Annotated in this window: 15 protein-coding genes; all 15 read right to left on the reverse strand. The window is 42.0% G+C overall.

The window, feature by feature from the left end; translation table 11 throughout:
• Positions 1-133 precede the first annotated feature (133 nt).
• A complete protein-coding gene (locus tag CVD27_RS06865) occupies positions 134-4,180 on the reverse strand; it encodes a bifunctional 2',3'-cyclic-nucleotide 2'-phosphodiesterase/3'-nucleotidase (protein WP_101647150.1) in 4,047 nt (1,348 codons plus the stop codon).
• A gap of 343 nt (positions 4,181-4,523) precedes the next feature.
• Entirely contained in the window at positions 4,524-5,048 is a 525-nt protein-coding gene (locus CVD27_RS06870) for an acyltransferase (protein WP_101647151.1), read from the reverse strand.
• 5 nt (positions 5,049-5,053) lie between these two features.
• Positions 5,054-5,704: a pyrophosphatase PpaX gene (gene ppaX, locus CVD27_RS06875; RefSeq protein WP_101647152.1), complete on the reverse strand. Its 651-nt coding sequence runs from the start codon at positions 5,702-5,704 to the stop codon at positions 5,054-5,056.
• Positions 5,705-5,753: 49 nt separating this feature from the next.
• Positions 5,754-6,569, reverse strand: a complete 816-nt coding sequence (gene lgt / locus CVD27_RS06880) for a prolipoprotein diacylglyceryl transferase (RefSeq protein WP_101647153.1) — start codon at positions 6,567-6,569, stop codon at positions 5,754-5,756.
• A gap of 15 nt (positions 6,570-6,584) precedes the next feature.
• The gene (gene hprK, locus CVD27_RS06885; protein ID WP_101647154.1) at positions 6,585-7,514 is read right to left on the reverse strand and encodes an HPr(Ser) kinase/phosphatase; all 930 of its coding nucleotides are present in this window, start codon (positions 7,512-7,514) and stop codon (positions 6,585-6,587) included.
• 325 nt (positions 7,515-7,839) lie between these two features.
• Positions 7,840-8,205, reverse strand: coding sequence for a phage holin family protein (locus tag CVD27_RS06890; RefSeq protein WP_101647155.1), 366 nt, complete (start codon positions 8,203-8,205; stop codon positions 7,840-7,842).
• Between the two features lie 12 nt (positions 8,206-8,217).
• Entirely contained in the window at positions 8,218-9,330 is a 1,113-nt protein-coding gene (locus CVD27_RS06895; RefSeq protein ID WP_101647156.1) for a DUF4097 family beta strand repeat-containing protein, read from the reverse strand.
• A 41-nt stretch (positions 9,331-9,371) separates the two neighbouring features.
• A complete protein-coding gene (locus tag CVD27_RS06900; RefSeq protein ID WP_101647157.1) occupies positions 9,372-9,689 on the reverse strand; it encodes a DUF4870 domain-containing protein in 318 nt (105 codons plus the stop codon).
• A 410-nt stretch (positions 9,690-10,099) separates the two neighbouring features.
• Positions 10,100-12,973 (reverse strand): excinuclease ABC subunit UvrA, encoded by a 2,874-nt coding sequence (gene uvrA, locus CVD27_RS06905; RefSeq protein WP_101647158.1) that lies wholly within the window; start codon positions 12,971-12,973, stop codon positions 10,100-10,102.
• A 7-nt stretch (positions 12,974-12,980) separates the two neighbouring features.
• Positions 12,981-14,960 (reverse strand): excinuclease ABC subunit UvrB, encoded by a 1,980-nt coding sequence (gene uvrB / locus CVD27_RS06910; protein WP_101647159.1) that lies wholly within the window; start codon positions 14,958-14,960, stop codon positions 12,981-12,983.
• A gap of 222 nt (positions 14,961-15,182) precedes the next feature.
• Positions 15,183-15,422, reverse strand: coding sequence for a CsbA family protein (locus CVD27_RS06915; protein WP_101647160.1), 240 nt, complete (start codon positions 15,420-15,422; stop codon positions 15,183-15,185).
• 70 nt (positions 15,423-15,492) lie between these two features.
• The gene (panF, locus tag CVD27_RS06920) at positions 15,493-16,947 is read right to left on the reverse strand and encodes a sodium/pantothenate symporter (protein ID WP_101647161.1); all 1,455 of its coding nucleotides are present in this window, start codon (positions 16,945-16,947) and stop codon (positions 15,493-15,495) included.
• Positions 16,944-17,207: a YhdT family protein gene (locus CVD27_RS06925; RefSeq protein WP_101647168.1), complete on the reverse strand. Its 264-nt coding sequence runs from the start codon at positions 17,205-17,207 to the stop codon at positions 16,944-16,946. The genes panF and CVD27_RS06925 overlap by 4 nt, the downstream gene beginning before the upstream one ends.
• 162 nt (positions 17,208-17,369) lie before the next feature.
• Positions 17,370-18,299 carry a cation diffusion facilitator family transporter gene (locus CVD27_RS06930; RefSeq protein ID WP_101647162.1) on the reverse strand — a complete coding sequence of 310 codons (930 nt, stop codon included), beginning with the start codon at positions 18,297-18,299 and terminating at the stop codon, positions 17,370-17,372.
• Between the two features lie 71 nt (positions 18,300-18,370).
• Positions 18,371-18,982 (reverse strand): class I SAM-dependent methyltransferase, encoded by a 612-nt coding sequence (locus tag CVD27_RS06935; RefSeq protein ID WP_101647163.1) that lies wholly within the window; start codon positions 18,980-18,982, stop codon positions 18,371-18,373.
• Positions 18,983-19,416 lie beyond the last annotated feature (434 nt).

Here is a 19,416-nt window from a genome sequence, read left to right on the forward strand (position 1 = left end):
TTCTTTCTATTTTAAACTAGTTTCACTTCTGGTACGCAATAAATTTCGCGAATTTTCACGAAAATCAGCAGAATTTGTTATTATTACACACAAAAACACCCCTGAAAACATTCAGGGGTGCCTGCTGCAAACCTTATTGGAATTTCGGATTGCTTTTTACTAACTTCACGGACGTGACTTCACTTGTATTTCCAGCTGCATCTGTTGCTGTAAAGGTTAATACCGTATCATGTGTCTGAGCTGATTTGAATGAGATCGTAAATACTCTGTTCTGGTCGGCAACAGCACTGCCTAGCAGTGTTTTTCCATTATATACTTTAACGGTTGAACCCTCTTCAGCATTACCGGTAACACTTTTAGCTGGGGCAATGATTTGTTCAACCTTTGGTGCCTTTGGAGCTGTCACATCTTTAACAACCACTTTTGTTTCGGCACTCTTATTACCGGCAACATCTGTCGCTGTAACCGTTACTTCGGTTCCTGCTTTTAAAGGAGAAATGCTGATTTCAAATGTTCCATCAGCTTTCGCAGTGGCTGTGCCAATCACTTGACCATCCGCTTTAACTTCCACTTTTGCTCCATCCTCCGTATTCCCCGTAACTTTTGTCGATTGATCAGTTACTTCATCCACAGTTGGAGCGGCTGGCGCTACATTGTCAATGGTGATTCTGCCTTCAATTTCTGCTGAAATAGGCTTGCCGTTAAATGCCTTAATATAGTTGACAAATGCATCAAGATCAGAGGACCAAGTCACACGGTTTGTTCCTTGTTTAAGAACAACGAATCCATCTCCGCCGTCTGCCATGAAGTTATTGACCGTTACAGAATAGACACCATTAGGATTAATTTTTGATCCATCTGGCAGATAAATATCGATGACTTTTTGTCCTAGTGGCAAGTTATCGGACCAAGTATACTTCAAACCAGAAATTTGCATAATCCGATTTCGATCAGCAGCAAACTGTTGATTTAGTAAGGTTCTTACTTGCTCACCAGTGATATTCATTGAAACGATATCATTGCCGAATGGCTGGATGGCGAAAAGTTCTCCCCATGTAATATCGCCAGCATCCTTAATATCGTCACGGATCCCGCCGATATTCATGAACGCAAAATCAGTATGGGTTGCTGCTCTCATACCATCGGCAATCAGGTTACCGAGAGGTGCTTCCCCTGCAGCATTAGTTGTACGTGAAATTGGTGCCGCTGCTTGCCCTACTACTTGATTCGTGACAGGAGCCACATCTGCTTGATACTGATCCAGCTCTGCTTTAATTTTAGCATCGAGATGGGCCGCATCTTGGAATGTGGTCACAATTTCTGCCTTTTTCTCAACTATATCTTGAGTAACTGGGTCGATTGTTAAATCGACATCTGAGAAAGCTGTTCCATAGGAATAAGATTGAACTAGCAGTTTCCCGTCAACGGTTGAGTTTAGATACTTATGGTCATGCGCACCAAAAATGACGTCAACCTCATCATCTACCGCCTTGGCGATATCGACTACTTTACCAGTTGGGTTAGAGCCATCTGTTGCGGAAGTACCAGGATCATGCGCAAGAACCACAATGGCTTTAATCCCTTGAGCTTTTAATTCAGCTGTATATTTATTAATTGCTTCTGCTTCGTCTGTGAATTTTACTCCTGCAACACCACTTGGAGTGACAATACTTGGCGTTTCCGTTGTGACAACACCGATAAAGCCAACTTTCACCCCGTCTACTTCCTTGACCGTATATGGTGGAAGGATTAGTTCGTTTGTATCTTCTTTTACAACGTTTGCCGCAACATAAGGGAAATCTGCCCCTTCAAAAACACCATACTTGTCAACCGTTTTTGGATGAGCACCGCCGTTAATTAAGCGAAGCATTTCGGTTACGCCTTCGTCAAATTCGTGATTACCGATTGTTCCTACATCAAAACCAAGTTCGTTTAGAATACGGATCGTCGGTTCATCTTGTAATAGCGCTGATACTGGACGGCTCGCTCCAACCGCATCTCCTGCCTGTACCATTAAGGTGTTAGAAGGATTGGTTGCTTCTCTTTCCTTCAAGTAACCAGCTAGATATTCAATTCCACCGGCAGGTTTACCAGCTACCGTAGTTTTATAGTCTAATTGACCGTGAAGGTCGTTGATGCCAAGTAATTGTACATGAACGTCCTGATTCAGAGCGTATTGTTCAAAGCCATCAGATAAAGTACCAACATCTTTAATATTTGGTGCAGCTGTTAAAACGTTTTTAGCTGCAGGGGAAGATTTAAAGGTTAAGGTCTTCGCCACTCCACCGACAGGAGCAATTTTCCAGTTATTATCCGCAACTGGATTAACAACTCCCTGTTCCTTAATATAATCCATTAGAATCTGACGGTTTTCTAAAGGTGAATCAACCACAACGGTTGCCTTTCCACCCTTTGTTCCAGGGAAATTCCCACCACCGCTTGCACGATAATTATTCGTGGCAACGATGAATTTTTGGTTTGGATCAATCGCGGATCCATCCATATTTGTAAAGTTAATAATACGGTGAGAATCCGGGTTAGAAACAGCACCTGTTGTATAGTTATATCTTGCAGGCTGTGTGACGTCAATTTGATATTTAACCCCATCGATGACATCGAAATTATATGGCTGGAATCCATAATCGATTAATTCTTGGGCATTTGCATTATTTGGATCAATTCTGTTGAATTGTGAGGCAGACATTTCTAACCATTCTTTTACTTCAGCGCCAGTTAATTCTACAGCCTTTAATGTGTTGTTATACAAATAAAGGTCATTGGCACTCTTAATCGAAAGGTCGCCTTTTGCAATATTTGTATAATCAGTGGCCCCTTGCCGGCCAGCTTTGAATGGTGCCCCTGCTGAAATGATTGGTTCATTTTCAAGATCTGGACGGTTCTTCTTAATCCAGTTTTTCACATAATCTGTTTGGGCATTGTTTACAATTTGGATGGTAGGGTCATCCATTACCCTTGAGAAATAGCTGGACATTGGTGCACTAGTTTCACCAATTTTCCCACGCACATAGGCAAGTGTTGCTTCGTGTTCAGTTTTCACTGCATCAACAATAGCCGAATCTTCTGTAGTTGCAGCTGTTACTGGCTTATCAACTGATTTTGAAGCAGCCTTATCCGCAGTCCATTTTCCATCCGCATTTTGGACTAAGGCTAAATCAAGGACACCGAGGTTATTGCCCCAATAGCCTGCTTCTACTGCAGGTGTGCCATTAATCGTACCTTTTGTCGTATCAAGGCCCGTTAAATCAGGATTAGCAAGATTGCTTCCTTGGTGGAACTCTTTACCTGCCGGGAAGGCATAGTGGGCATGTCCAAATAATAGGGCATCAATGCCAGCGACTTTACTTAATGAGAATACGGCATTTTCTGCATCTTGTTGGCCATCATTTGTCACATCACAGCCGGAGTGTGCAATCGCCACAATGACATCTGCACCATTATCTTTCATTTCTTGGACATATTTTTCGGCGGTTTTCACTATATCTTTGACAATAACCTTTCCTTCAAGGTTATCTTTATCCCATTGAAGAATTTGCGGCGGCGCAAACCCGATAATCCCTACTTTAACCGTTTGTTCGACACCGTTACTGTCTTTAATTTTTTTAGGAAGGATTTGATAAGGAGTAAAATAATTTTGATCATTGGTTGGATCATTGTCATGATCATCTTTATAGATATTCGCATTGACAATTGGATATGGAGCATGTTTTAAGGTCTTATCTAGAAAGTCTAAACCATAGTTAAATTCATGGTTTCCGACAATCCCCCCATCATAGTTTAATAGACTCATCGCTTTAAACATGGGGTGAACCTCGTCATCTTTCAGAGGATTAACCTTTGCCACGTAATCTGCCATCGGATTGCCTTGTAGTAAGTCACCGGCATCAAACAGCATGGAGTTACTTGGATCTACCTCTGCTCTTGCTTGCTGAATTAATGTGGCTGTCTTTGATAGACCGTAATTAATTCCATTGGCTGTATCTTGGTAGTAATCATACGCCACTGCGGCATCATGTAGATCAGTAGTTTCTAAGATTCTTAGAGTAGCAGTATTACCTGTCGCTGCCTTTGCTTTGTAAGGTATTGAAGGTGATACAATTGTACTGAGTATCAAAGCTGTAGCGGCTATTTTACTATATCTTTTTACATTCTTCTTTTTCATAATGCCTCTTCACCTGTCCCCTTTGTTTAAATGTTTCTTACTAAGACCTCCACATTTTATCTAATTTTTTAGATAACCCTCTCCTTTTAAAAGATTCAGAAAAATACCGGTATTTTGGCGCTCGAAATCGAGGAAATTCTTTCTATCTTTTCTATCATCCAAAAATCGACAATTTTTTAATAGATAAAACGATTCTATTAAATATCTGAATCAAATAGATTACCATGCTCTATTATTATATCGTTCCGAATCACGAACAAAAATGTGCCTTATCACCTATTTTTTGTAAAAATTTTTCAAACAAAGTAAAAAAGTCTAGTCAATTAAGACCAGACTTTTTTACTTATCTATAGATAGGATCCTCTTCCCAGTGTTTTTCTAGTTCTTCTTTCGTATAAATGACCCTCATCGGGTTTCCCCCAACAAAGCATCCAGGCGGAACGTCCTTATGAACCAAGGTGCCGGCAGAGATAATGGCACCATCCCCTATGGTGATACCAGGTAGAATGGTGGAATTCGCCCCAATCATCACTTCACTTCCAATTTCGACATGCCCCAATCTGTATTCTTTTATTAAATACTCGTGGGCGAGAATTGTCGTATTATAACCGATGACTGTGTTACGGCCCACACTGATTTTCTCGGGAAACATGACATCAAGCATCACCATCAGCGCGAAGGAAGTTTGCTCCCCCACCTTAAGACCAAGAAATGTACGATATAACCAGTTTTTCAAACCTAAAAATGGTGTGTAACGTGCCAGTTGAATCACAATAAAATTCTTAACAACCTTCCAAAATGGCACGGTCTTATAGACGTGCCACAAGGAATTCGCCCCCTCAACAGGATAGCGAGTCGTATTTCTCATTCTTTTCACTCTCCGAGAACGGTTAATAAGTCAGTCATGTTCTCTAACATGTAATCCGGTTCATAACTTGCGACATAGTCACGGCCCTTAATAGACCAAGAAACACCGGCTGTTCGTGTGCCAGCATTTTTACCAGCTAAAATATCATGATAGTTATCGCCGACCATAATGGTTTCCGAAGGAGTAGAATTTAGCTGCTCAAGGGCGTTCATAATTGGTTCCGGATCAGGTTTTGTCTTAGATACATGTTCATAAGCAACAATCACTTCAAAATACTGCTCCAAGTTCATCAGCCGTAAACCTTTAAGTGTTACATCCAGACGTTTGGTTGTCACTACAGCTAATTTATAGCCCCGTTCCTTTAACGTCTGAACTGTTTCTGTCACTCCAATAAACTCTTTTACCAATTCGTCATGTTTGGAGATATTATATTCACGATAGGCCGCAATCATTTCCTCCACATGTTCGGGTTCCGGAGCCATACTTCCAAATACCTCATGGAGTGTTGGGCCGAGAAACGGCAGCACATCCTCGCGTTTATACTTGCTTGGAAAATACTTTTCTAACGTGTTTAAGTAAGTCGAAATGATTAATTCATTCGTATCAATTAATGTTCCGTCTAAATCAAAGAGTATGGTTGTAATTTTATTGTTCATAAGCCCGAGTTCCTTTCTTCTAGTTAGCCCTATGCGTGGTGTCTGCTATCTAATTGGTCTGATCTAAGTAGCGAGCCTCTGTGTGATGCTTTGTCCGGCGATAAATTATAATCGCAAGGGCGGCAACGATCAGTGCAATCGAAATGGTTTGGGCCATCCGAAGGCTTCCTAGCATTAAACTATCTGTTCGAAGTCCCTCAACAAAAAAGCGGCCGATCGAATACCAGATAACATAGGATAAAAATAGTTCCCCACGGCGGAAATTCGCGCGGCGTAGGAAGATTAATAATAAAAAGCCCGCAAAATCCCATACGGATTCATATAAAAAGGTTGGGTGATAATAGGTCCCATGGATATACATTTGGTTAATAATAAACTCAGGCAGGTGCAAGCTTTCAAGAAAAGATCTTGTAACCTCACCGCCGTGGGCCTCCTGGTTCATAAAGTTCCCCCAACGGCCAATCGCTTGTCCTAAAATGAGGCTGGGAGCAGCAATATCAACTATTTTCCAAAAGGAAATTCCTCTTTTTCTTGCAAAAACGAGGGTGGTAATGACAGAGCCAATTAAAGCTCCATGGATAGCAATCCCGCCATTCCAAATTTTCGGGATGTCTGCCGGGTGAGCGGAATAATAATCCCATTCAAAAATGACATAATAAATCCGCGCTGAAATAATTGCGATCGGAATGGCCCATAGCATTAAATCAGCAAATGTATCCTTTGGTAATCCTCTTCGATTGGCCTCTCTAATCGCCAGGTACAAGGCAAGTGCCAGACCCGATCCGATAATAATCCCATACCAGTGTACCTCAATCGGACCAAGGGAAAAGGCGATGGGATTAAGCGGTTTGATTGTTTCATTCATTTTTTATCTCTCCCCCTACTCGTGATCTCCCTCTTCAATAACATCTGCCAGACGGTCGGTAAATTGCTGGGCAGCATTCACTCCCATTCGTTTTAGACGGAAATTCATCGCGGCTACTTCAATAATGACAGCGAGATTTCGTCCTGGACGCACTGGGACAGTCAACTTAGGTACTTCTGTATCAATAATTTTTATTTTTTCCTCATCTAAACCGAGACGGTCATACTGCTTTTTCGCATCCCAAATCTCAAGGTTCATGATCAACGTAATCCGTTTGTTACTGCGGACAGCCCCAGCTCCAAACAAAGTCATCACATTAATAATCCCTAACCCGCGGATCTCTAACAAATGTTCAATTAAATCCGGTGAGGTCCCAACTAATGTGCCTTGGTCTTCCTGGCGAATCTCGACACAATCATCCGCAACTAACCGATGTCCGCGCTTCACAAGTTCAAGTGCGGTTTCACTTTTACCAACGCCGCTTTTCCCTGTAATCAACACGCCAATACCATAAACATCTACTAATACCCCGTGAACAGCGGTAGTTGGGGCAAGCTTACTTTCTAAAAAGTTGGTGAGATGGCTCGAGAAACGGGTCGTTACCATGTTTGTCCTTAAGACAGGCACAGACTCTCTTTCAGAAGCCTCGATTAGCTCTTCAGGAACATCAAGTCCTCTTGTAACAATAATGGCAGGAGTGATATCTGTACAGAGCTTTTCCATCCGAGAAGCGCGTTCGCTTGGAGAAAGTTCTCTGAAAAAGAATAATTCTGTTTTTCCTAACAGCTGAATTCGTTCAGCCGGATAAAATTCGAAATAGCCGGCCATCTCAATCCCTGGACGGGATATATCACTCATAGTAATCGGGCGGTTAATGCCTTCTTCACCACTAATTAATTCTAGCTGAAATTTTTCCAAGATATCTTTGGTACGTACTTTTGGCAAGAAGATTTCCTCCTCAAACGGATGTATTTTTATAAAAAATTTGAATAAGAAGAATTCATACCTCCTATTTTAGCATTTTTTGAAAAAGAACCAAATGGATAGTTTTTAAAAAGGTTCTTTTCGTAAATTTTGTTGCTTTTGGAACTTGTAAAGGACCCTTTACTAAGATTCAGGGCAATTTTCGCAAATGTTCTTACGAAAAGATGCCACGATGCATTAGTTATACGGGTCGATGAACTTTTACGAAAAACAACAATTTATGCGAAAATAGCCTTTAAAAAAGGAAAAAGGTGTACTCCGAGGGAAAGGAGTGCACCTTTTTTGGTTATTTTTTCGCTTTTCTGGATGGCTCGAAAAGTGTTTTTTGAATGATGACGTTAACGAGCGCCATCAGTACAGCAAAGAACAGTGCCATACCAAAGCCCCTGATTTCAAAGGCTGTGCCCATCAAATAATCCGTTAGTTCAAGCGTGATGGCATTGATGACAAATAGGAAAAGCCCCATCGTTACCACGGTCACCGGTAAGGTAAGTAAAATCAAAAACGGACGAACGAGTACATTCAAAATGGATAATAATACGCTCGCCTCCAGTGCTGCCACAAAACCGGTTAATTGAAAGCTTTCATGAAAATAACCGGCCAGTGCCATAAATAATACAGCATTTATCAAACAACCTAACAGCCATCTCATTCATTTATCCGCCTACTTTTCTTCTTGTGATTGATTAATGGTGATTGAACCTGTCTTAGTATCTGCATAAATGTATGCTAATTTGTCAGGATGATTAATGGATTGGAAACGAAGTGATTTTTGGATCATTTCACTTTTTTCTTCCAGCACCTGAATACCGACTAGATTGACATGGAATCCGCCCAGATTCGTCTTTAAATCCCCATTGACCGGGAGCCCATCAGGAATATAGAGGTCAATGCCTCCAGCCGCGGTTTTAGCTTGAATAAATTCGGCTTGGTTTCCGTGTAATTTTAAACTAATATTTCCATTAAATGACTCCATCTCGATTTTGTTGAATTCTCCATCTAGTTGAATGGCGCCATTAATCGTTTCTGCTTCGACTTTATCAAATTGGCTGGCTTTTAGCTTAATTTTTCCGTTAGCCGTTTCCATTTCTGTTTTTTTGCCGGCGAATCGATCAAGGATAATTTTCCCATTGGCCGTTTTTACACGAAGTTCGTCTACATTCATTTGTTCCCCTGTTATCGGACCATTAAACAGTCTAACTCGAACTCGATTATAGACAGTTTTTGGTACATAAACGACTGCTTCAACCTTCATCCATTTCTGTTGGGTAATAAACCGTAATTTTTGATGTTCCACCGCAAATGTAACATCTCGTAAAAAATTCTGCCGGGCTTGGTCCTGGTTTTCCACCCGATATACTTTTGCCTGACACTCAATCCTGATGTCCGGCTGTTCCCAGGCAACGAGTTTTACTGCGCCATTTGCAACGTCAATGTCAATATCTTTTATGTCGGCATCCCCTTGGTGAAAAATATGAGAGATATCAACGGATTGGCCGAAGTTTAAATCTAAGTCCAAGTCTTTAATCTTTTTCAGGGCTAGATCAACAAATTCAAAGATTCTGTCCTTTGTAGATTGATATTTAGCTTGGAAGGGCTCTTCTTTTTTGGCTTCCTCAAATTGGACCGTGGTTGATAGTTCATTGACAATTTGAGCTTGTTTTTGTTCCATCGATTGTTCTGCTTTTTCAAGTTCTTCGAGAAGGGTTAAGGCTTCATCGACCTTCAGTTTTCCTTCCTCGACCATTTGTAAAATCCGTTTTCTTTCCTCTTTCATTTTTTCCACCTCAAGTTTTATGGATTTTTCCTACTTTCAGCTTATTCAGCTGTTAATACCTTTACGCCTTTGACGATGTTCCAGATGATCACAATAAGCCATAGAAGAATGAGAACGATGATGCTGATGATTGTGAAAATAGGGATGGTATCTTGCTGCTGTGAAGTAAAGTCATAGAAAACCGCAAACACGATCAGCGGTGTCGGGATTAATGGGATTAGGTGTGAGATTAGTGACTTTTTGGCATGGCTTTTGGTTCCTTCGTCCCCCGTGGCTAAATAAACGGCGAACGGAAAAATAAATCCGGCGAAAAAAATACTAAGATAGCACAAACAGGATAGGACTTTTCTAGATTCCATTTGTTCATCACCTCTATCCTTTATTACGAACTTATATAGGTAAAAGTTTCTTTTATTTTTTTAGAGTGCGGCGGGGATATGGAGAGATCCACCGGTTTTTGGGGTGATTTCCGCGCGAATTGGTATTTTTTCCGCGGGTTTTTTTGTTTTTTCCGCGGGTTACTACGTTTTTTCGGCGCCCTTTCGAATTAATTCCGCGCACTTTCTTTGTTTTCCCGCAGGCTGCTTTTTTCTAAACTTGATTCCGTAGGATTTTCCATTTATTCCGTAAACATTCTATTTTATTCCGCAGGTTTTTAGATTTATTCCGCAAACTTCAGGATTTATTCCGTGCGACCTTCCCATTTTTCCAGCAGAAAGAAAAAAAGAGCCAAAACCATCCAGATACCTGGAGATTTCGACTCTCTTTTCTATACCTTAATCGTACTCTTATTCTCAATTTGCTGTTTCATCCGCTCTCGATCCCGCTCAAGAATCGGTTTTAAATACTTCCCAGTATAAGACTCAGGAGCCTCCGCTACTTTTTCCGGTGTTCCCGTTACTAAAATGGTACCACCCTTGTCTCCTCCTTCAGGACCAAGGTCGACAATATAATCCGCAGCCTTAATGACATCGAGATTATGTTCAATGACTAAAACCGTATCACCATTTTCAACAAGACGCTGCAAGACGACCAGAAGGCGGGAGATGTCATCCACATGAAGCCCGGTGGTCGGCTCATCGAGAATATAGAATGATTTACCAGTTGAGCGGCGATGCAATTCGGAAGCAAGCTTCACACGCTGAGCTTCTCCCCCAGACAGCGTTGTTGCCGGCTGGCCAAGCTTAACATACCCAAGACCTACATCCATAATCGTCTGAAGCTTACGGCTGATTTTAGGAATATTTTCAAAAAATTCAACAGCTGCTTCCACGGTCATATCGAGAATATCCGAAATATTTTTCCCTTTATATTTCACTTCAAGCGTCTCGCGGTTATAGCGTTTGCCGTGGCAGACCTCACATGGCACATACACATCCGGTAAAAAGTGCATTTCAATCTTAATAATCCCGTCCCCACGGCAGGCTTCACATCGGCCACCCTTCACATTAAAACTAAAGCGGCCTTTCTTATACCCGCGTACCTTCGCTTCATTGGTCGAAGCAAACACATCTCGGACGTCATCAAAGACACCTGTATATGTGGCAGGATTGGAACGCGGCGTTCTGCCGATTGGGGATTGGTCAATATCAATGACCTTTTCTAAATGTTCGATTCCCTTGATGGCTTTATGTGCTCCTGGCTTTGTTTTTGCCCGATTCAGCTTTTGTGCCAAGGATTTATGAAGAATTTCATTTATCAACGTACTTTTACCCGAACCAGATACACCGGTCACAGCAATAAACATGCCCAGAGGGAACTTCACATTGACATTTTTTAAATTATTTTCGGATGCGCCTTTGATTTCAATATACCGGCCATCTGGCTTGCGGCGCTCAAGCGGCAGCGGGATGAATTTCTTTCCTGATAAATATTGACCTGTCAAGGAGTTCTGGTCAGCCATGACTTCTGCAGGCGTTCCAGCGGATACCACTTCCCCGCCATGGACACCGGCACCAGGTCCAATATCAATCAAATAATCGGCCGCAAGCATTGTGTCTTCATCGTGCTCGACAACAATCAAGGTGTTGCCGATATCCCGCATACTTTGCATGGTACCGATTAAGCGGTCATTGTCACGCTGGTGCAGACCAATGGACGGCTCATCCAAAATGTAGAGCACACCCGTTAAACGTGAACCGATTTGTGTAGCTAAACGAATCCGCTGGGCTTCCCCGCCGGAGAGAGTTCCGGCCGTCCGGCTGAGCGTTAAATAGTCTAAGCCGACATTAATTAAGAAACCAAGCCGCTCGCTAATCTCACGGAAGATCAACGTCGCGATTTGCATTTCTTTTTCCGATAGCTTGAGCTCTTGAAAAAATTGATTGGCTTCTTCAATCGAAAGGTCCGTTATTTGAGAAATATGGCGTCCGTTAATCAAAACAGCCATAGATTCCTTTTTCAATCGATACCCTTTACAAGTTGGACACGGCTGCTGGCCCATATATTTTTCCATCTGCTCACGGATAAAGTCAGAGCTTGTCTCTTTATAGCGGCGCTCAACATTCCGCATGACCCCTTCAAATTCAATATGCCCCTCACGGATTTGGCCAAAATCATTCTCGTAACGGAAGTAAATTTTATCTCTGCCGGAGCCATAAAGGATTTTATCCATTTGGTGGTCCGGGATATCCTTAACAGGGATATTCATATCGATTCCATAGTGATCACATACCGCTTCGAGCAGCTGCGGATAATATTGTGAGCTGGTTGGCTCCCACGGTGCAATCGCATGCTGTTTTAAAGTGAGATCCTTATTCGGGATAACTAAGTCAAGGTCCACTTCGAGCTTGGAGCCAAGTCCATCACATTCTGGGCAGGCCCCGAATGGGCTGTTGAATGAAAACATCCGCGGTTCTAATTCTCCGATGGAAAAACCACAAAGCGGGCAGGCATGGTTCTCACTGAACAACAGCTCTTCCTCACCGATGACATCAACAATCACATTGCCTTCCCCAAGCTTTAATGCTGTCTCAAGGGAATCAGCAACACGGGAAGAGATACCTTCCTTTACAACAATCCGATCGACAACCACTTCAATCGAATGTTTCTTATTTTTCTCTAATTCTATCTCATCGCTGAGGTCCAGCATTTCTCCGTCCACACGTACACGGACAAACCCTTGCTTTTTAATATCCTCAAAAACTTTTACATGGGTCCCTTTTCTTCCTGATACAACAGGGGCGAGAATTTGCATTTTGGTTCGTTCCGGATAGCCGAGAATACGGTCGACCATCTGTTCAATTGTTTGCGATGAGATTTCAATATCATGATTCGGACAGGTTGGATGTCCAACTCGTGCAAAGAGTAGTCGTAAATAATCATAGATTTCCGTTACCGTCCCAACCGTTGAGCGAGGGTTTCGGCTTGTTGTTTTTTGGTCAATCGAAATCGCAGGGGATAATCCTTCGATTGTATCAACATCCGGTTTATCCATCTGTCCGAGGAACTGCCGGGCATAAGCAGACAGAGATTCCACATAACGGCGCTGCCCTTCTGCATAAATTGTATCAAATGCGAGAGAGGACTTCCCTGAGCCGGAAAGTCCCGTCAGAACAACAAGCTTATCTCTCGGAATGGTGACATCTATATTTTTCAAATTGTGGGCGCGGGCGCCTTTCACAATCAGTTTTTCCATTGCCATTTAACCGTCATCCTTCCGCTTTCAATTCCAATAATAAATCACGAAGCTCAGCCGCACGTTCGAAGTTGAGTGCCTTTGCTTCTTCTTTCATTTCTTTTTCCATGGTCATAATTAATTTTTCTCTTTCCTTCTTCGACATCTTGCCGAAGGATGCTGCTGGTTTGTATTCTTCCTGATCCTCCGCAGCCTGTGTTGCACGAATGACATCACGAATTTCTTTTTGGATGGTTTGTGGTGTGATGCCATGCTTCTCGTTGTACTCCTCTTGAATGGCCCGGCGCCGTTTTGTTTCATTAATCGCCAATTCCATGGAATTGGTGATTTTATCGGCGTACATAATCACATGACCATTCGCATTACGAGCAGCACGCCCGATGGTCTGAATTAATGAACGTTCAGAACGCAGGAAGCCTTCTTTGTCGGCATCGAGAATGGCGATCAGCGATACTTCCGGAATATCGAGTCCTTCACGAAGCAGGTTAATTCCTACGAGGACATCATATTTCCCGAGACGGAGCTCTCGGATAATCTCAATCCGCTCGAGTGTCTTGACTTCGGAATGCAAATATTGCACTTTAATACCGATTTCTTTGAGGTAATCGGTTAAATCCTCTGACATTTTTTTCGTCAAAGTCGTTATTAAAACACGTTCATTTTTCTTGATTCGGTCTTGAATTTCGCCAATCAGGTCATCGATTTGACCCTCGATTGGACGGACTTCAAGAGTTGGATCGAGCAATCCGGTCGGACGGATAATTTGCTGGATCATTTCCGGCGTATGCTCAAGCTCGTATGGCCCTGGCGTAGCCGAAACAAAAATCGCATTGTGGATATGCTTGTCGAACTCCTCAAAGGTGAGCGGCCGGTTATCCTTTGCCGATGGCAGACGGAAGCCGTGGTCGACTAGTACTTGCTTTCGTGCCTGGTCTCCATTAAACATACCCCTAACTTGCGGTAAGGTAACATGAGACTCATCAATCACGATGAGGAAATCTTCCGGAAAATAGTCCAGCAAGGTATAAGGAGTGGAACCTGCCGGCCTTAGGGTTAGATGGCGGGAATAGTTTTCAATCCCTGAGCAAAAGCCCATCTCCCGCATCATTTCTAAATCATAGCGGGTGCGCTGCTCCAGCCGCTGGGCTTCAAGCAGTTTATCGTTGTCTCTAAGTTCAGTAAGCCGTTCCTCGAGTTCTTTTTCAATATTTTCAATGGCAATTCGCATTTTCTCTTCTCGGGTGACGAAGTGGGAAGCTGGGAAAATGGCGATATGGGAGCGTTCACCGATGATTTCTCCTGTTAAGGCATCAACCTCGCGGATCCGGTCAATTTCATCTCCAAAAAACTCGACGCGAACACAATGTTCATCACGAGAAACAGGGAAAATCTCCACCACATCCCCACGAACTCGGAAAGTTCCCCGTTTAAAATCTATATCATTACGTTCATATTGTATATCCACTAGGCGATGCAGCAGCTGATTGCGTTCGATTTCCATGCCTGTACGTAAGGATACCACCATTTCCCGGTATTCTTCCGGAGAACCGAGACCGTAGATACAGGATACACTGGCAATAATGATGACATCTTTCCGCTCAAATAAGGAGGAAGTCGCCGAGTGGCGCAGCTTATCTATTTCATCATTAATGCTGGCATCTTTTTCAATAAAAGTATCGGTCTGCGGCACATAGGCCTCCGGCTGATAGTAGTCATAGTAGCTGACAAAATATTCAACCGCATTGTTCGGAAAAAAATCCTTGAACTCACTATAAAGCTGTCCGGCTAACGTTTTGTTATGGGCAATCACAAGGGTTGGTTTGTTGACTTCTTTAATCACGTTTGAAACCGTAAAGGTCTTACCCGTACCGGTTGCACCGAGAAGGGTTTGATGACGTTTATTGTTTTTAATCCCTTCCACTAGCTGGCGGATGGCTTCGGGCTGGTCACCTTGTGGTGAGTACTTTGAAACTAATTCAAATTGATCTTTCACAATTCATTTCCTCCCGTAAAAAATATTACTCTTAAGCTTTAAAACTGTTTATTATCCGGGATGGTACTAAGTATGTGGTTTCTCGAAAATTGCATATTAACATTCTACCACAATCACCCAAAAACAAACCAACAATATGCGAACTAACATTCGACTTTATTTGCTTTTTAAAAAGAAAAAGCCTGCCGGTATTCAGCAGACTTAGAAGTAATGATTAGTTTTCTAGCTATTTTTAACTGCGCGTGGTTTCATCTTAGCTGCCAGCCAGAAACCAGCCGTAAGTGAAAAGGCATCGATAACAATCAGGTAAAAGGTGTCGGTATAGCCTTTATAGACCGATCCAGCAATGAGCGCGACGGTTAAAATCAGGCCGATAACTCGATTGTAAGTGACCCGAGAAAAAAGCAATACAAGTAATCCAGGCATGGTAAGCGCCGAAAATATCCTAATAATCTCAAACATGGGTCCACCTCATTAAAAAAATCTCGTTAATTTATTCTAAAAACTAATCCCAAAAATTGCAACTAAAATATCATGAATCCCCAGCCTTCACAAGACTAGCCGCTGCTTTTTGCTGCATGAAAAGACTCATAATTATAAATCCTAGTAACGACAGAAGGATGGGCAGGACAACCGTATGAAATCCAAAGGCATTAGGATAAAAACGATCTAATAGAATATAAGAGCCCATACCGAGAATCATTGACGTAACCGCCCCGTACTTATTTCCTTTACTCCAATACAAGCCTAATATTACCGGCCAAATAAAGACGGATTCTAGTCCGCCAAAAGCAAACAGATTCAACCAGACGATTAAGTCCGGCGGGCTTAAGGCAAGGATGATGACGATGATGCCAATAATAGCCGTTACGCTAAAGCTTACCTTTTTAATTTGGCTGTCCGCTGCATTCGGCTTGATGTAATTTAAATAGATATCCTTTACCAAAGCGGAACTCACCAAAATCAGCAAAGCATCAACCGTTGACATAATGGCAGCCATCGGAGCAGCAAGCACAATCCCTGCAACAAACGGCGGCAATACTTTCATGGATAACAACGGCATAACGGTATCGCCGATTTTTACTCCAGGGAGCACCGGGCGGGCAAATACACCGATTAAATGCATGCCGAGCATAATAAATCCAACAACAATCGTTCCAATAATGATGGCATTATGCATCGCTTTCGAGTTTTTATAGGACATCGCCCTTACCGCGATCTGAGGCAAGCCAATGACCCCTACCCCAACCAGGATCCAAAACGAAGAAACGTAGGTTGGGGTTAAATTGTGTTCAGCACCAAACGGACTGATAAGGTTTGGATTTTCGGCCGCTAAATCAGAGATAATTTTTGGAATCCCCCCGCCTGCTTTAATGGTAGCAATCAGAAGGATTAATGTTCCCACAAACATCACCACTCCTTGGATGGTGTCGGTGAGTGCGACCGCTCGAAAGCCGCCCACAATGACAAAGATGAGCACGGAAAAAGCAAAAATCAATAAAGCTGTTGAATAGGGCATGCCGGTCAGTGATTCCACCAGGCGCGCCCCGCCAATCCACTGCGCTGTCATCGATGAAAAAAGAAAAATAATGATGCTTGCCGCAGACAATATAACAACCGTTTTACTTTTATATCGTTCTTTTAGAAAATCAATTAAGGTAATCGCCTTATACTGACGGGACACAATGGCAAATTTTTTCCCGAGGACCATTAATGTAAAATAGCCGGTCACCAGCTGTGCTGAAGCTAGGAGAACCCAGCCCAACCCTTGAGTATAGGCAATTCCGGGGCCGCCGATAAAACTGCTGGCACTTCCATAGGTAGCTACCATGGTCATCGCCAGGATGAACCCGCCCATTTGCCGTTCTCCTAAAAAATATTCTTCTAGAAATGAGCTGGATTTCAGGACAAATTTATTTGACCAGATCCCCACCGCAAAGATAATCAATAAGAAAAGAATTAATGGTGTAATAACCGCCCAGTTCACTTGTTTTCCTCCTCGTTTACATCAAAGGGGATATCCTGGAAGATGAATTTTACTGTTAAAATCACAAGGATAATCATGACGATGGAGCCAAGAATGCAGCTATAAAAAAACCAAGCTGGCAGACCAAACAAATAGGTATAATCTTTAACGTCAGCGGAACCAAGTCCGTAGGCAAAACCATACCAAATAATAAAATTGATCATGACGAGAATCACGCCGATTAGTGCTTCTTTATGGGCAATCTTAAAACGCTTGTCCATAGAATCCACAGATTTCTTCACACTTTTACACCCCTAGTATGTATACATATTTAGTTTAGATTTTTACCAAGCTAGAACATTTTACCACAAACACAGAAAAAACCTTACTATCATGTGTTAAAGTGTTCTTTACATGATAATAAGGTTTTAGAATAAATTCTATTAATTACAAGTCCCATGCGGGCTGGGGCACCCGTTGGCTTCTTTTTCGACCTGAATGGTACTGTGTTCTATATGGAATTCATCGTGAAGAATTTTTTGTGACTGCGACAAGATTTCATCATGCACGCCATCATCATAAATCGTAATATGACAGCTTAAAACCGGATATCCTGAAGTAATCGTCCAGACGTGTAAATCATGGACCTCCTTCACAGCAGGTATCTTGCACAATACCTTTCTTACCTGAACCATATCAATTTGTGATGGAGCTCCCTCCATCAAGATATGGAAGGAATCTTTCGTTACCCGGTATCCACTGATGAGAATTAATACAGCGACAATACAGCTTGCAATTGGATCAGCAATCCCCCACCCTAAAAACATAATTAACAGGGCTGCAACGATCGCTCCTACCGAACCTAGCATATCACCAAGTACATGCAGGAAGGCACTTCTGACATTCAGATTTTCTTCCTTATCACCCTTCATTAGGATCCAAGCGGCAATGATATTGACTACTAATCCTGTAACAGAAATGATGAGCATTCCCTTACTTTGTACTTCCGGTGGATTGAAAAAGCGATGAAAGGCCTCAAAGAGGATATAAATAGAAATAATCACAAGTGTTAATCCATTCAAGGCGGCAGCGATAATTTCAAAACGTTTATAGCCATAGGTTTTTTCCTTTGAGACTTGCTTTTCCCCAAGCTTTAAGGCAAAAAAGCTTAAACCCAGCGCAGCGGCATCGCTCAGCATATGACCTGCATCAGACAATAAGGCAAGGCTGTTTGTAACGATTCCGCCGATGACTTCAACAATCATAAAGGCTGCGATTAACAGGAAAGAACTTAATAAGGCCTTTTTGTTACTTGTATGTGAATGCCCATGCGAGTGGCCGTGTGAATGTCCATGATGGTGATGATGACCCATGTTTTTTCCCCCCTAGATCTCTTTTAAAAGTGAGCTCTTTCTCTTTCTAAACCGAAAAGGTTACGATTATCTTAGCTTTTTCTAATTCTTATATTTCGATACATTTCTCCGAACAGAATAGGCTGATTCACTTCTATGATAAGCTTATTATCCTTGTAGTTCTCATAGATTTTTTCAAATGAAAGGCCGATATCTGTTCCTAAGACTTTAATCATTGGTCTAATCAGCCTCTTTAAAGGTGTTAATTGAGAAGTGAACTTATCAAATATTATAATCTTCCCGTGCGCTTTTGTGACCCGGACCATCTCAGAAAATGTTCGGTCATAATCCGGGACTACCGATAGGACTAAGCTTGCAATAACATAATCAAAGTCTTCATCCGAAAATGTTAAGTTTTGGGCATCCATTTGTAGAAAAGTAATAGCTGCGTCCGAAAATTTTCTTTTTGCCTGTGCTAGCATTTCCTCGGAATAATCAATGGCGGTAATATCCACTAACTCCATTGGAACTTGATAGATATCCGCCCCGGTACCGACCACGACAAACAATATTTTATCCCCCTTATGAAAGTCGAGGTTATTGAATACTTTCTGCCTGGCTTTTAAAAAAGGACCTGCATTAAAAAATGAATCATAAACAGGGGACCAAAGTCGATAGATCCACTTATTCCACTTATTATCCATCAGGTTCACCCTTAATGTTTTACTTCTTTTACTCTTAAAAATCATAATCTAATAAACCCTATAAAAATCAAGCCGTGGTAAGTTTTTAATACCCGTTTTAAAGAGAGGATATCTCGCTACACAGGAAATTCCGCAAATATCCTGTTCTTATTCATTCAAACATCCGTTTGATTATATGATATTCAAATGTTCATTTGATTGTCAATGATATTGTTAAATTTAGTGAGGTTTAATGGAAGTAAAATGTGGAATAGACGATTCTTTTTTTGGCAACTCATGTATTGCAAAAAAAGAACCCCTATTTAACCATTTTTTCGATGTACAGTCGCCAAGAATGGTTATTGACTACTCTGCTGATTCTTTTTTTCGGTGTACAGTCGTCAAGAAGGGCTATTGGCTACTCTGCTGATTCTTTTTTTCGGTGTACAGTCGTC

The organism is Neobacillus cucumis (assembly GCF_002860255.1).
Lineage (GTDB): Bacteria > Bacillota > Bacilli > Bacillales > Cytobacillaceae > Neobacillus > Neobacillus cucumis_A.

What these genes read in the sequence shown, in the direction of transcription:
- CVD27_RS06865 (WP_101647150.1), bottom strand. Translation starts at nt 4,180, where the DNA reads ATGAAAAAGAAGAATGTAAAAAGATATAGTAAAATAGCCGCTACAGCT.
- CVD27_RS06870 (WP_101647151.1), bottom strand. Translation starts at nt 5,048, where the DNA reads ATGAGAAATACGACTCGCTATCCTGTTGAGGGGGCGAATTCCTTGTGG.
- ppaX (WP_101647152.1), bottom strand. Translation starts at nt 5,704, where the DNA reads ATGAACAATAAAATTACAACCATACTCTTTGATTTAGACGGAACATTA.
- lgt (WP_101647153.1), bottom strand. Translation starts at nt 6,569, where the DNA reads ATGAATGAAACAATCAAACCGCTTAATCCCATCGCCTTTTCCCTTGGT.
- CVD27_RS06890 (WP_101647155.1), bottom strand. Translation starts at nt 8,205, where the DNA reads ATGAGATGGCTGTTAGGTTGTTTGATAAATGCTGTATTATTTATGGCA.
- CVD27_RS06895 (WP_101647156.1), bottom strand. Translation starts at nt 9,330, where the DNA reads ATGAAAGAGGAAAGAAAACGGATTTTACAAATGGTCGAGGAAGGAAAA.
- CVD27_RS06900 (WP_101647157.1), bottom strand. Translation starts at nt 9,689, where the DNA reads ATGGAATCTAGAAAAGTCCTATCCTGTTTGTGCTATCTTAGTATTTTT.
- uvrA (WP_101647158.1), bottom strand. Translation starts at nt 12,973, where the DNA reads ATGGCAATGGAAAAACTGATTGTGAAAGGCGCCCGCGCCCACAATTTG.
- CVD27_RS06915 (WP_101647160.1), bottom strand. Translation starts at nt 15,422, where the DNA reads ATGTTTGAGATTATTAGGATATTTTCGGCGCTTACCATGCCTGGATTA.
- CVD27_RS06925 (WP_101647168.1), bottom strand. Translation starts at nt 17,207, where the DNA reads ATGGACAAGCGTTTTAAGATTGCCCATAAAGAAGCACTAATCGGCGTG.
- CVD27_RS06930 (WP_101647162.1), bottom strand. Translation starts at nt 18,299, where the DNA reads ATGGGTCATCATCACCATCATGGACATTCACACGGCCACTCGCATGGG.
- CVD27_RS06935 (WP_101647163.1), bottom strand. Translation starts at nt 18,982, where the DNA reads ATGGATAATAAGTGGAATAAGTGGATCTATCGACTTTGGTCCCCTGTT.